Annotated in this window: 12 protein-coding genes; 9 read left to right on the top strand and 3 right to left on the bottom strand. The window is 73.5% G+C overall.

Annotated features, from left to right (window positions below; genetic code table 11):
- Window positions 1–39 precede the first annotated feature (39 nt).
- Genes FH608_RS14775 through ptsP form a run of 8 tightly spaced genes read left to right on the top strand, consistent with a single transcriptional unit; the run spans window position 40 to window position 6,886 of the window.
- On the top strand, window positions 40–801 hold the full coding sequence (locus FH608_RS14775) for a DeoR/GlpR family DNA-binding transcription regulator (RefSeq protein WP_139631073.1): 762 nt from the start codon (window positions 40–42) through the stop codon (window positions 799–801).
- Entirely contained in the window at window positions 798–1,775 is a 978-nt protein-coding gene (gene pfkB, locus FH608_RS14770; protein WP_139631072.1) for a 1-phosphofructokinase, read from the top strand. The genes FH608_RS14775 and pfkB overlap by 4 nt, the downstream gene beginning before the upstream one ends.
- Before the next feature lie 31 nt (window positions 1,776–1,806).
- A complete protein-coding gene (gene mtlA, locus FH608_RS14765; protein WP_226899541.1) occupies window positions 1,807–2,928 on the top strand; it encodes a PTS mannitol transporter subunit IICB in 1,122 nt (373 codons plus the stop codon).
- A gap of 3 nt (window positions 2,929–2,931) precedes the next feature.
- Window positions 2,932–3,240, top strand: a complete 309-nt coding sequence (locus FH608_RS52680; RefSeq protein ID WP_226899540.1) for a PTS lactose transporter subunit IIB — start codon at window positions 2,932–2,934, stop codon at window positions 3,238–3,240.
- Entirely contained in the window at window positions 3,233–3,658 is a 426-nt protein-coding gene (locus tag FH608_RS14760; RefSeq protein ID WP_139631071.1) for a PTS sugar transporter subunit IIA, read from the top strand. Before FH608_RS52680 ends, FH608_RS14760 begins: the two co-directional genes overlap by 8 nt.
- A complete protein-coding gene (locus tag FH608_RS14755) occupies window positions 3,655–4,659 on the top strand; it encodes a zinc-dependent dehydrogenase (protein WP_139631070.1) in 1,005 nt (334 codons plus the stop codon). Before FH608_RS14760 ends, FH608_RS14755 begins: the two co-directional genes overlap by 4 nt.
- A gap of 12 nt (window positions 4,660–4,671) precedes the next feature.
- On the top strand, window positions 4,672–4,953 hold the full coding sequence (locus FH608_RS14750; protein WP_139631069.1) for an HPr family phosphocarrier protein: 282 nt from the start codon (window positions 4,672–4,674) through the stop codon (window positions 4,951–4,953).
- Window positions 4,946–6,886 carry a phosphoenolpyruvate--protein phosphotransferase gene (gene ptsP, locus FH608_RS14745; protein WP_226899539.1) on the top strand — a complete coding sequence of 647 codons (1,941 nt, stop codon included), beginning with the start codon at window positions 4,946–4,948 and terminating at the stop codon, window positions 6,884–6,886. Before FH608_RS14750 ends, ptsP begins: the two co-directional genes overlap by 8 nt.
- Window positions 6,887–6,944: 58 nt before the next feature.
- Here the strand turns inward: ptsP and FH608_RS14740 are convergent, their stop codons facing one another.
- The 3 genes from FH608_RS14740 to FH608_RS14730 form a co-directional block, all read right to left on the bottom strand.
- The gene (locus FH608_RS14740; protein WP_139631068.1) at window positions 6,945–9,434 is read right to left on the bottom strand and encodes an ATP-dependent Clp protease ATP-binding subunit; all 2,490 of its coding nucleotides are present in this window, start codon (window positions 9,432–9,434) and stop codon (window positions 6,945–6,947) included.
- 90 nt (window positions 9,435–9,524) lie between these two features.
- On the bottom strand, window positions 9,525–10,559 hold the full coding sequence (locus FH608_RS14735) for an aldo/keto reductase (protein ID WP_226899538.1): 1,035 nt from the start codon (window positions 10,557–10,559) through the stop codon (window positions 9,525–9,527).
- Window positions 10,560–10,564: 5 nt separating this feature from the next.
- Entirely contained in the window at window positions 10,565–11,206 is a 642-nt protein-coding gene (locus tag FH608_RS14730; RefSeq protein WP_139631067.1) for an SDR family oxidoreductase, read from the bottom strand.
- A gap of 136 nt (window positions 11,207–11,342) precedes the next feature.
- On the opposite strand from FH608_RS14730, the gene gndA reads away from it, so the two are divergent.
- Window positions 11,343–12,767 carry an NADP-dependent phosphogluconate dehydrogenase gene (gene gndA / locus FH608_RS14725; RefSeq protein WP_139631066.1) on the top strand — a complete coding sequence of 475 codons (1,425 nt, stop codon included), beginning with the start codon at window positions 11,343–11,345 and terminating at the stop codon, window positions 12,765–12,767.
- Window positions 12,768–12,785: the final 18 nt, after the last annotated feature.

Genomic DNA, 12,785 nt, shown 5'->3' with positions numbered 1-12,785 from the left:
CAATAGGAATCCAACCTGAAACGGCGGTGAACCAACATCATGTACGCCGAGGAGCGGCAGCAGGAGATCCTGCGGAGGGCGCGGGCCGCGGGCCGCGTCGACGTGGTGACGCTGGCCGCCGAGCTCGACGTGACCACCGAGACGATCCGCCGCGACCTGACCTCGCTGGAGCGGGCGGGGGTGCTGCGCCGGGTGCACGGGGGCGCGATCCCGGTGGAGCGGCTCGGGTTCGAGCCCGCGCTGGCCGCCCGCGACGAGGTGATGACCGCCGAGAAGGAGCGCATCGCCAAGGCGGCGCTGGCCGAGCTGCCCGAGGACGGCTCGGTGATCATCGACGCGGGCACGACCACGGGCCGGCTGGTCAAGGTGCTGCCGGCCGACCGGGAGCTCACCGTCGTGGTCAACTCGCCGCCGCTGGCCACCGCGCTGGCCGCCCGCGCCAACCTGCACGTGATCATGCTGGGCGGCCGGGTGCGCGGTAAGACGCTGGCCACGGTCGACGACTGGGCGCTGCGCCCGCTGGCCGGCCTCAACGTCGACGTGGCGTTCATGGCGGCCAACGGCTGCTCGCTCACCCGGGGCCTGACCACGCCCGACCCCGCGGAGGCCGCGATCAAACGCGCCATGGTGGAGGCCGCGCAGCGCAGCGTGCTGCTGGCCGACCACACCAAGTTCACCAACACGTACCTGGCCAGGTTCGCCGGCCTGGGCGAGATCGACGTGGTGATCTCCGACACCGGGCTCGACCCGGCCCTGGCCGCCGACGTGGCCGCGGCCGGCCCGGAGGTGATCAGGGCGTGATCCTCACCCTGACGCTCAACCCGAGCCTCGACCGGACCATCGAGGTGGCCTCGCTCGACCGGGGCGCGGTCATCCGCGCCGCCGCCGCCCGACTCGACCCCGGCGGCAAGGGCGTGAACGTCTCGCGCGCGCTGCTGGCCAACGCCGTGGCGAGCCGTGCCGTGGTGCCGTTCGGCGGCGACGAGGGCAGGCAGCTCGTACGGCTCCTCGCGGCCGAGGGCCTCGACATGGTCACCGTCCCCGTGGCCGGCCCGACCCGGTCGAACGTCACCCTGGCCGAGCCGGACGGCACCATCACCAAGATCAACGAGCCGGGCACCGCCCTGTCGGCCGGCGAGCTGGACACGATCGCCGACGCCGTGCTGGCCGCCGCCCACGAGGCCGACTGGGTGGTCGCCTCCGGCAGCCTGCCGCCCGAGGTCCCGGCCGACGTCTACGCCACGCTGTGCCGCAGGTTCGCCGGGGCCGGCATCCACGTGGCCGTCGACACCAGCGGCCCGGCCCTGTCCCACGCGCTCGGTGCCGCCCCCGCGCTGGTCAAGCCGAACCTCGAGGAGCTGTCCGACGCCACCGGCCTGCCGATCCGCCGCCTCGGCGACGTGGTCGAGGCCGCGGGCCGGCTGCGGGCCGCGGGCGCGCGCGCCGTGCTGGCGAGCCTCGGCGCCGACGGCGCCGTCCTCGTCGAGGAGCGGGGCGTCTGGTACGGCGAGGCCGCCGTCGCGGTGCCGCGCAGCCCGGTCGGCGCGGGCGACGCCATGCTGGCCGGGTTCCTGGCCGGCGGCGGGCACGGCCCCGCCGCGCTGGCCCAGGCGCTGGCCTGGGGCGCCGCCGCGGTCGGCCTGCCCGGCAGCCGCATGCCGGGCCCGGCCGACATCGACCAGACCATCGACGGGGCCGCCGTCAGCGTGGGCCCCCCTGACCCGTCCCGACCCCTCACCTCCCCTAGCCTCCCCCTGGTCCAGCACAGCGGCTGATCACTGCTCATCCCCCAAAGGAGCACGTCCCATGGCCGACAGTTACACACCCCCGGTCACCGGAACCGGAGTCAAGGCCACCATCCAGCGCATCGGCGGCCACCTGGCCGGCATGATCATGCCGAACATCGGCGCGTTCATCGCCTGGGGCCTGATCACCGCGCTGTTCATCCCGACCGGCTGGCTGCCCAACGAGACGCTGGCCAAGATGGTCGACCCGATCATCAAGATCCTGCTGCCGGTGCTCATCGCCTACACCGGCGGCCGGATGGTGCACGGGCAGCGCGGCGCGGTCGTGGGCGCGGTGGCGGTGATGGGCGTCGTCGTGGGCACGGACGCCCCGATGTTCCTCGGCGCCATGATCATCGGCCCGCTCACCGCCTTGATCCTGAAATATGTGGACAAGTTCACGGAGCAGCGGACCAAGGCCGGCTTCGAGATGCTGGTCGACAACTTCTCCGCCGGCATCGTGGGCGGCGCGATGGCCGTGGTCGGGATGCTGGGCATCGGCCCGGTCGTCGAGGCGGTCACCAAGGTGGCCGGTGACGCGGTCAGCTGGCTGATCGGCCACAACCTGCTGCCGATCGCCTCCGTGCTGATCGAGCCCGCCAAGGTGCTGTTCCTGAACAACGCCATCAACCACGGCGTGCTCAGCCCGCTCGGCGTCGCCGAGGCCGCCGAGACCGGCAAGTCGATCCTGTTCATGCTGGAGTCGAACCCGGGGCCCGGCCTCGGCCTGCTGCTGGCCTACCTGCTGTTCGGCCCGCGCGACCTGCGCCCGAGCGTGCCGGCCGCGGCGATCATCCACTTCTTCGGCGGCATCCACGAGATCTACTTCCCGTACGTGCTCATGAAGCCCCGCCTCATCCTGGCCGTCATCGCGGGCGGCGCGGCCGGGGTGTTCACGTTCATGGTCACCGGCGCCGGCCTGGTCGCCACGCCGTCGCCCGGCAGCATCTTCGCCTACATCGCGGTCACCCCGAAGGGTGGCTGGCTCGGCTCCAGCCTCGGCATCCTCGTGGCCACGGGCGTCTCGTTCGCCGTCGCCGCGATCCTGCTCGGCTTCGGCCGGGGCGAGAAGAAGAGCGAGCCGGAGGGCCCGCAGGACACCGTCACAGAACCCGCCACCCAACCCGCGACCAAGGAGGCCTGAGCCATGGCCGGCATCGACGCCAAGGACATTCACAAGATCATCGTGGCCTGCGACGCGGGCATGGGCAGCAGCGTGATGCTCGCCTCCCAGCTGCGCAAGCAGCTCAAGCAGAGCGGCGTCACCGTGGAGCACACCCCGGTGAACTCCATCCCCGACGACGCCGACGTGGTCCTGTGCCACGCCGGGCTGGCCGACCGCGCCAGGGCCGCCGCCCCCGGGAAGGTGCTGGTGCCGTTCCAGATCTTCCTCGGCGACCCGGCCGTGACCCGGCTGGTCAACACGATCAAGAACGGCGGCACGGTCGATGCGTGACGGCCTGCTCGACCCGCGGGCCGTCCTGCTGCACGAGAGCGCCCCCGACCGCACCGCGGCCATCCGCCGGTGCGGGCGGGCGCTCGTCGAGGTGGGCGCGGTCGCGGAGCCGTACGTGGAGGCGATGCTCGAACGGGAGCGGACGATCTCCACGTACGTCGGCGAGGGCGTCGCCATCCCGCACGGGACGAACGCCTCCAAAGGGGACGTCAAGCGGGACGCCATCTGCGTGGTGCGCTTCCCCGGCGGCATCGACTGGGACGGCGAGCGGGTCACGCTCTGCGTCGGCATCGCCGCCAAGGACGACGGGCACGTGCCGCTGCTGGCGGCGCTGGCCGAGATCCTGCTCGACCCCGACCGCGCGAGGGCGCTGCGCGAGGCCACGGAGGTCTCGCAGGTACTGAAGGAGCTGACATGAAGGTCGCCAGATTCCACGCACCGGGCGACATCAGGATCGAGGACGCGCCCGAGCCCGTGGCCGGGCCGGGCGAGCTGAAGATCCGCGTACGCAACTGCTCGACGTGCGGCACGGACGCGAAGATCCGCGCTTTCGGGCACCACCACATCAGGCCGCCCCGGGTGATGGGCCACGAGATCGCCGGCCAGGTCGTGGACACCGGCGCGCGGGTCCAGGTGATCGCCGCGATCCCGTGCGGCACGTGCGCCGAGTGCGCGCGCGGCCGGCAGACGGTCTGCCCGAACCAGGAGTCGATGGGCTACCACTACGACGGCGGCTTCGCCGAGTACATGATCGTCCCGGCCAAGGTGCTCGCCGTCAACGGTGTCAACGCCATCCCGGCCGGCGTCGGCTTCGCGGAGGCGTCGGTCGCCGAGCCCCTGGCCTGCGTGCTGAACGGCCAGTCGCTGGCGCGCGTCGGCGCGGGCGACGACGTGGTCGTGATGGGCGCCGGGCCGATCGGCTGCCTGCACGTACGGCTGGCGCGGGCACGCGGCGCCGCCCGGGTGTTCCTGGTGGACGTCAACCCGGCGCGCCTGGCGATGGCCGCCGAGCTCGTACGCCCCGACGCCGCGATCGACGCGGACCCGGTCGAGCAGGTGCTCAAGCTGACCGGCGGGCGGGGCGCCGACGTGGTGATCACGGCGGCGGCCTCGGGCGCGGCGCAGGAGCAGGCCGTGCGGATGGCGGCCCGGCAGGGGCGGATCAGCTTCTTCGGCGGGCTGCCCAAGGACGACCCGCACGTCACGCTGGACGCCAACCTCGTGCACTACCGCGAGCTGACCATCGTCGGCGCGAACGGCTCCAGCCCCGCCGACAACGCCGCCGCCCTGCGGCTGGTGGCCTCCGGCGACGTGGTCGTCTCCGACCTCATCACCCACCGGCTGCCGCTGCCCCGGGTGCTCGACGGGCTGGACCTCGTCAGCAGGGGCGAGGCCATCAAGGTGACAATCGAGCCCTGAGGAGGTTCGTTCATGGCACATCGAACGGTGGTCGTGGCCTCTGCCAGCGGCCTGCACGCGCGACCGGCCAAGGTGTTCGTGCAGGCGGCCGCGCGGCTGGGGGTGCCGGTGACGGTGCGGCTCGGGGAGAAGGCGGTGCCGGCCAAGAGCATGCTGGGAGTGCTGTCGCTGGGCGCCGTCCACGGCACGGAGGTGACGCTGGAGGCCGACGGGCCGGGGGCCGAGGAGGCGCTGGACTCGCTGGTGGCGCTGCTCTCGCGCGACCTGGACGCGGACGAGGCCCTCGATGCCTGACCAGCCCCCGCCCTCTGACGACCGGCCCACCGGACCCGATGCCGGCGAAGGACCCCACATCGGCCAAGGCTCCGGGATCGGCCGGGGACCGGAGGCCGGCCAGGGGCGGCTCGCCGGGCTCGGGGTGAGCCACGGGCGTTCGGCGGGGCCGGTGATCCGCATGGCCGCGCCTCCGACGCTGCCCCCGCCACGCCCGGCCACCGGCCCCGCCTTCGACCCCGAGGCGGAGGCGGCCACGGTCGCCGCGGCCCTGGCGGCCGTCGCCGCCGACCTCACCCGCCGCGCCACCGCCGCCAGGCGCCCGGCCCCGCTCACTTCCGAGCCCGCCGCGCACGCCACCGGCTCCCCCACCTCCGAGCCCGCCGCCGCGCACGCCGCGGACACGCCCGGCCCGGCGCCGCGTGCCGGAGAAGCGAGCGACACGGCAGGGAGCGTCACAGCAGAAGGCGATACAGCAGGGCCCACCACGGCAGCGGGCGACATGGCGGGAGGCGACACAGCAGGAGACGCCACGGCAGCGAGACGTGAGGCGGCGGGGAGCGAGGCCGCGGAGATCCTGGAGGCGCTGGCCATGATCGCCGACGACCCCATGCTCCTGGAGGACGCCCAGAGCCGGGCGCGCGAGGGCATGGGCGCCCCCCACGCCCTGGACGCCGCCTTCACCCAGCACCGCGAGGCGCTGGCGGCGCTCGGCGGTTACCTGGCCGAGCGGGCGGCCGACCTCGACGACCTCAAGCACCGGGCGGTGGCGTTCGCGCTGGGCCTGCCCATGCCCGGCCTGCCCGCCCCCGGCCACCCGTACATCCTGGTCGCCGCCGACTTGTCCCCCGCCGACACGGCAGGGCTGGGCCCCGACGTGCTGGCGCTGGTGACCGAGCGGGGCGGCCCGACGAGCCACACCGCGATCCTGGCCCGCGGCAGGGGCCTGCCCGCCGTGGTGGCGTGCCCCGGGATCCTGGACGTGCCCGACGGCACGGTCGTCCGCGTGGACGGCGGCACGGGCGAGGTGGCCATCGGCCTCACCGAGGAGCAGGCGCACGAGGTCAGGGCGGGCGAGCGGGCCGAGCGGGCGCGGCTGGCGGCGAGCAGCGGCCCCGGCAGGACGAAGGACGGCCATCCGGTCAAGCTGCTGCTGAACATCGGCTCCGCCGATGACCTGCGGCCGGGCGCGGAGGGCGTGGGGCTGTTCAGGACGGAGTTCCTGTTCCTCGACCGCACGACGGCGCCGTCGTACGGCGAGCAGGTGGACGCGTACGCCGAGGTGTTCTCCCGGGCGGAGACGGTGATCGTGCGCACGCTCGACGCGGGCACCGACAAGCCGCTGCCCTTCCTCGGCCTGCCCGCCGAGCCGAACCCGGCGCTCGGCGTGCGCGGCCTGCGCGTGGACCGCCTGCTGCCGGACGTCCTCGACACCCAGCTCGACGCGATCGCGGAGGCGGCCCGCAAGACGGGCGCCGAGGCGTGGGTGATGGCGCCCATGGTGACCACCGAGGCGGAGGCGGCGGCGTTCGCGCGGCGGGCGCGGGCGCGCGGCGTCACGAGGGTGGGCGCGATGGTCGAGGTCCCGGCGGCTGCGCTGCGGGCCGGGCGGCTGCTGCGGGAGGTGGACTTCCTCAGCATCGGCACGAACGACCTGGCCCAGTACACCTTCGCCGCCGACCGCCAGCACTCGGCCCTGGCCGACCTGCTCGACCCGCGCCAGCCCGCGCTGCTGGAGCTGGTGGCGATGTGCGCGGCGGCCGGGCGGGAGGCGGGCAAGCCGGTCGGGGTGTGCGGGGAGGCGGCGGGCGATCCGCTGCTCGCGCCGCTGCTGGTGGGGCTGGGCGTGACGAGCCTGTCGATGGCCGCCGTGTGCGTGCCGGCCGTACGGGAGGCGCTGGCGGACCTCACCCTGGCGCAGTGCCAGGAGCGGGCCGCCCAAGCCCTCGCCTGACGCCGGGACCGACGCGGGACTGGGGCCGCCGAAGCCTGCCCCCCGCGAGCCGCCGGTGTCAGGTGACGGGCTCCGGGCTGTGGGCGCGGAAGGCCAGCCCGTCGCCCTCGACGTCCACCGTGACCCGGCCGCCCTCCGCGACCTCGCCGGTCAGCAGCATGGTCGACAGCCGGTTGTCCACCTCCCGCTGCACCGTGCGGCGCAGCGGCCGGGCGCCGAACTCGGGCTGGTAGCCGCGCTCCGCGAGCCAGTCCTTGGCCGCGTCGGCGACCTCCAGCGTGACGGCCTGGCCGCGCAGCCGCTGGCGGGTGCGCTCCAGCATGAGGTCGACGATCTGGCGCAGCTGCTCGCGTTCCAGCCGCTTGAAGATGATCGTCTCGTCGATGCGGTTGAGCAGCTCGGGCCGGAGCGAGTGGCGCAGCAGGTCCAGCAGCCGCCCCTCCAGCTGCCCGACGTCCTGCGGGCCCTCCAGGATGAGCTGGGCGCCGATGTTGCTGGTCATGATGACGATGGTGTTGCTGAAGTCGACGGTGCGGCCCTGGCCGTCGGTGAGGCGGCCGTCGTCGAGCAGCTGCAGCAGGATGTTCATGACGTCGGGGTGGGCCTTCTCGATCTCGTCCATGAGGATCACGCCGTGCGGGCGGCGGCGGACGGCCTCGGTGAGCTGGCCCGCCTCCTCGTAGCCGACATATCCGGGCGGCGCGCCGATGAGGCGCGAGACCGTGTGCCGCTCCTGGAACTCGCTCATGTCGATGCGCACCATGTGGTCCTCGCCGCCGAACAGCGCCGCGGCCAGCGCCCTGGCCAGCTCCGTCTTGCCGACGCCCGTCGGGCCGAGGAACAGGAAGCTGCCGATCGGGCGGTTCGGGTCCTTCAGCCCGGCCCTGGCCCGGCGCACGGCCTCGGCGATGGCGGTGACGGCCTCGTCCTGGCCGATCACGCGCTCGTGCAGGTGCTCCTCCAGGCGCATCAGGCGCTCGCGTTCCTGCTGGGTGAGCTGGGTGACGGGGATGCCGGTGCGGCGGGAGACGACCTCGGCGATGTCCTCCACGGTGACGAGCGGCACCGTGTCCGTGCCCTGCCTGGCGCGCTGGATCTCCGGCCTGATCTTGTCGATCTGGGTCGTGAGGTCCTTGGCGCGGTCGAAGTCGTCGGCCGCGACGGCCTGGTCCTTGTCCCGGCGCAGCGCGTTCAGCCGTTCCTCCAGCTCCCGCACGTCGGCGCCGGGCGTGCGCGAACGCAGCCGCACCCGCGCGCCGGCCTGGTCCATGAGGTCGATGGCCTTGTCGGGCAGGAACCGGTCGGAGATGTAGCGGTCGGACAGGGTGGCGGCCGCGTCGAGCGCCTCGTCGGTCATGCGCACCTGGTGGTGCGCCTCGTACGCGTCCCGCAGCCCGGCGAGGATCTCGACGGTCTCCGCCACGGTCGGCTCGGCGACCAGGATGGGCTGGAAGCGCCGTTCGAGCGCCGCGTCCTTCTCGATGTTCTTGCGGTACTCGTCGATCGTGGTGGCCGCGACGACGTGCAGCTCGCCGCGGGCGAGCGCGGGCTTGAGGATGTTGGCGGCGTCCATGCTGCCCTCGGCGGCGCCCGCGCCGACCAGGTTGTGCACCTCGTCGATGAACACGATGATCTCGTCGGAGTGCTCGCGTACCTCGTCGATGACCTTCTTGACGCGCTCCTCGAACTCGCCGCGGTACTTCGTGCCCGCCACCATCCCGGTCAGGTCGAGCCCGACGACGCGCCGGTCCTTCAGCGTGTCGGGGACGCTGTCGTTCACGATGCGCTGGGCGATGCCCTCGACGATCGCGGTCTTGCCGACGCCCGGCTCGCCGATCAGGCAGGGGTTGTTCTTGGTACGGCGGGAGAGCACCTCGATGGCCTGCTCGATCTCGTCCTCACGGCCGACGACCGGGTCGATCTCGCCCTTCCTCGCCTGTTCGGTGATGTCGCGGCCGTACTCGTCGAGCGTGGGCGTGCCGCTCGCGCCGGCCGAGGGCCGGCGGCCGTCCTGCCGCCGGGGGCCGGCCATCGCGGCCTCCTGCAGCTCGTTCGCGGAGACGCCCTGCTCGATCAGGAGGCGGGCGGCGGCGGTGTCGGGGTTCGCGGCGATCGCGAGCAGCAGGTGCTCGGGCCCGATGTACGACGAGCCCAGCGCGCGCGAGACCCGCTGGGCGTCCAGGATGGCCCGCTTGGCGGCGGGCGAGAGCGTCGTGGGCGGCTCCCCGGCCTCGCCGGGACCGGCCACCTCGTCGATGCGGTCGCGCAGCCTCCCCGGGTCGACGCCGGCGGTGCGCAGCGTCGTGGAGATCGCGTCGTCGTCGATCAGCGCGTCCAGGATGTCCAGGACGTCCAGGTCGGGCGCGCCGCGTTCGCCCGCCAGGTCCAGCGCCCGGCGCAGGACCTCCCGCGCGGAGGCCGACAGGAGCCGGCCCACGTCCACGCGCTGCACGCTGGGCCGGGCGGGCGGCCACGACTCCATGCCGCCGAACACCCGGCCCGTGAGCTCCTCGAACCCCCTGAACGGGTCCCCGCCGAAGAACGACATCGCATGTCCCCCCTCACCCTCAGGGGACCCCTAGCCGGATATGCCGTGCTCATAGCAGGGCTCATGGCAAGGGATGGGCAAAGCCTCCCGTCACGGACGCCTGCGCAGGCTCGCGTCGGCCAGCTCCGGCGGCTGCCAGCCCCGGTCGGCGGGGTTGAGCGTGACGCCGGGCGGGACGATCTCGTCGATCCGCTCCAGCACGTCGTCGCTCAGGCGCACGTCGGCCGCTGTCAGCTGGCCCTCCAGGTGCTCCATGGTGCGCGGCCCGATGATGGCGGAGGTGACCGCCCGGTGCCTGATCGTGAACGCCAGCGCCAGCTCGACCAGCGTGAGCCCCGCCTGCTCGGCCAGCACGGCGAGCTGCTCGACGGCGTCCAGCTTGCGCTGGTTGACCTCGCGCGTCAGGTCGTAGCGCTCGGGCAGGCGCTGGGCCCGGGGCGTCCGCGGCAGGTCGCGGCCCTTGCGGTAGCGGCCGCTCAGCCAGCCGCCGGCCAGCGGGCTCCACACGATGGCGCCCATCCCGTACTTCTCGATGACGGGCAGCACGTCGGCCTCGATGCCGCGCACGAGCAGGGAGTAGGGGGGCTGCTCGCACACGAACCGCTCCAGCGAGCGCCGCTCCGACGCCCACTGCGCCTCGACGATCTGGTGCGCGGGGAAGGTGGAGCTGCCGATGTAGCGGACCTTGCCCTGGCGTACGAGGTCGGTGAGCGCGCCGAGGGTCTCCTCGATGTCGGTGCCGGGGTCGGGGCGGTGGATCTGGTAGAGGTCGATCCAGTCGGTGCCGAGGCGGCGCAGGCTGTTCTCGACCTCCTGGATGATCCAGCGGCGGGAGTTGCCCCGCTGGTTGGGGCCCTCTCCCATGACGCCGTGGACCTTGGTGGCCAGCACCACGTCGTCGCGCCTGCCCGACTTGGCCAGCGCCTGGCCGACGAACTCCTCGGACTGGCCCTGGGAGTAGACGTCGGCGGTGTCGATGAAGTTGATGCCCGCGTCGAGCGCGCGGCCGATGATCCGGGCCGACTCGCCGGGGTCGGACTCGCCCCAGCCGCCGAACATCATCGCCCCTAGGCAGAGCGGGCTGACCTTCAGTCCAGTACGTCCAAGTACGCGATATTCCGTCACATCACTCACTCTGTCGCAACGAGGTCGATCACGGGCGTGTCGCCGGAGACGAGTTCGAGGGTCCTGCGGGCCGTGCCGGGGGCCTCGAGCAGGGCCATGACGACGGCGGCCACGTCGTCGCGCGGCACCGACCCCGGCGGGACCTCCGGGGCCAGCCGCACCAGGCCCGTGCCCGGCTCGTCGGTCAGCCGCCCCGGCCGCAGGATCGTCCAGTCGAGGTCGCGGGCCCGCAGGTCCTCCTCGGCCTCGGTCTTGGCCCTGATGTACGCGGCCCACACCTCGTCGCGGCCCGGAGCGGGCGGCTTGCCCACGCCCATGGACGAGATCTGGATGAACCTGCGCACGCCCGCTCGTTCCGCCGCGTCGGCGAGCAGCACGGAGGCGGCCCGGTCGACGGTGTCCTTGCGGGCCGCGCCGCTGCCGGGCCCGGCGCCCGCCGTGAAGACCACGGCGTCGGCGCCCTGGAGGATCGCCGTCACCTCGTCGGCGCCCGCCCGCTCCAGGTCGCACACCACGGCCTCGGCCCCGGTGGCCTCGACGTCGGCCACGTGCGCGGGGTTGCGCACGATGCCGACCGCGCCCGACTTGAGGCGTGCGGCCAGCCGGAGCCCGATCTTCCCGTGGCCACCCGCGATGATGATCCGCATAGTCGTCCATGGTGTCATGGAGCCGTGGGCGACTGCCGCGAGCCCCGCCGGGCGTTCCGTCCCGGCCCGGCTCCGGCGAGACATCACGCGGAACCACGGGACTGGATCATGCGTATCCTCCACAAAGGAGTTTGAGATGGACTTGGCAGACATCGGCGTCACCGGCCTGGCCACCATGGGCCGCAACCTGGCCCGCAACCTGGCCAGGCACGGTTACGCCGTGGCCGTGCACAACCGGACCTACGTCCGCACGCAGCAACTGGTCAAGGAGTTCGGCGGCGAGGGCACGTTCGTCCCGTCGGAGGACCTGGCCGCGTTCGTCGCCTCGCTCAAGCGGCCGCGGCGCGCCGTCATCATGGTGAAGGCCGGGGCGGGCACCGACGCGGTGATCGAGCAGCTCGCCGAGCTGATGGAGCCGGGCGACATGATCGTCGACGGCGGCAACGCGCACTTCGAGGACACCCGCAGGCGCGAGGCGGCGCTGCGCGAGCGGGGGCTGCACTTCGTCGGCACCGGCATCTCGGGCGGCGAGGAGGGCGCGCTGAACGGGCCCAGCATCATGCCCGGCGGGTCCAAGGAGTCGTGGCAGGCGCTCGGGCCGATCCTGCAGGACATCGCGGCCACGGTGGACGGGGTGCCGTGCTGCGTGCACGTCGGCCCTGACGGTGCCGGACATTTCGTAAAAATGGTTCACAACGGCATCGAATACTCGGACATGCAGCTCATCGCCGAGTCGTACGACCTGCTGCGCCAGGCCCTGGGCGCGACGCCGGCCGAGCTGGCCTCGGTGTTCCGGGAGTGGAACCAGGGCGAACTGGACTCGTACCTGATCGAGATCACCGCCGAGGTGCTCGACCAGGTGGACGCCGAGACGGGCAAGCCGTTCGTGGACGTCGTGGTCGACCAGGCCGAGCAGAAGGGCACCGGCCGGTGGACCGTGCAGAGCGCGCTCGACCTGGGCGTGCCGGTGACGGGCATCGCCGAGGCGGTCTTCGCCCGCGCCCTGTCCGGCCACCCCGAGCAGCGCGCCGCCGCCGCGCCCCTGCGCGGCCCCGCCCTGTCCGGCACCGGGGGCCGGGAGCTGGTGGAGCAGGTCCGCCAGGCCCTCTACGCCTCCAAGATCGTCGCGTACGCGCAGGGCTTCGACCAGATGGCCGCCGCCTCCCGCGAGTACGGCTGGGACCTGGACCTGGGGGCGATGGCCACGATCTGGCGCGGCGGGTGCATCATCCGCGCCAAGTTCCTCGACCGCATCAGGGCCGCGTACGACGCCAACCCGGCGCTGCCGACGCTGCTGGCCGACCCGACCTTCGCCGGCGCCCTCGACGCGGCGCAGGAGGCGTGGCGGCGGGTGGTGACGACCGCGGTCGAGATCGGCGTGCCCACGCCCGGCTTCTCCTCGGCCCTGGCCTACTACGACGGCCTGCGCCGCGACCGGCTCCCCGCGGCGCTGGTGCAGGGGCTGCGCGACTTCTTCGGCGCGCATACCTACCACCGGGTCGACAAGGAGGGCGTCTTCCACACCGACTGGTCGGGCGACCGCACGGAACGCCCCGCGTAACCCGCGCCACGACGGGGC

Origin of the sequence: Nonomuraea phyllanthi (genome assembly GCF_006334985.2) — a bacterium.
Taxonomy (GTDB): Bacteria; Actinomycetota; Actinomycetes; order Streptosporangiales; family Streptosporangiaceae; genus Nonomuraea; species Nonomuraea phyllanthi.
This window is presented reverse-complemented; position numbering and strand designations above follow the sequence as displayed.

Excerpts from the sequence above, each read along its gene's own strand:
- FH608_RS14775 (WP_139631073.1), top strand. The coding sequence starts at position 40 with ATGTACGCCGAGGAGCGGCAGCAGGAGATCCTGCGGAGGGCGCGGGCC.
- mtlA (WP_226899541.1), top strand. The coding sequence starts at position 1,807 with ATGGCCGACAGTTACACACCCCCGGTCACCGGAACCGGAGTCAAGGCC.
- FH608_RS52680 (WP_226899540.1), top strand. The coding sequence starts at position 2,932 with ATGGCCGGCATCGACGCCAAGGACATTCACAAGATCATCGTGGCCTGC.
- FH608_RS14760 (WP_139631071.1), top strand. The coding sequence starts at position 3,233 with ATGCGTGACGGCCTGCTCGACCCGCGGGCCGTCCTGCTGCACGAGAGC.
- FH608_RS14755 (WP_139631070.1), top strand. The coding sequence starts at position 3,655 with ATGAAGGTCGCCAGATTCCACGCACCGGGCGACATCAGGATCGAGGAC.
- FH608_RS14750 (WP_139631069.1), top strand. The coding sequence starts at position 4,672 with ATGGCACATCGAACGGTGGTCGTGGCCTCTGCCAGCGGCCTGCACGCG.
- ptsP (WP_226899539.1), top strand. The coding sequence starts at position 4,946 with ATGCCTGACCAGCCCCCGCCCTCTGACGACCGGCCCACCGGACCCGAT.
- FH608_RS14740 (WP_139631068.1), bottom strand. The coding sequence starts at position 9,434 with ATGTCGTTCTTCGGCGGGGACCCGTTCAGGGGGTTCGAGGAGCTCACG.
- FH608_RS14730 (WP_139631067.1), bottom strand. The coding sequence starts at position 11,206 with ATGCGGATCATCATCGCGGGTGGCCACGGGAAGATCGGGCTCCGGCTG.
- gndA (WP_139631066.1), top strand. The coding sequence starts at position 11,343 with ATGGACTTGGCAGACATCGGCGTCACCGGCCTGGCCACCATGGGCCGC.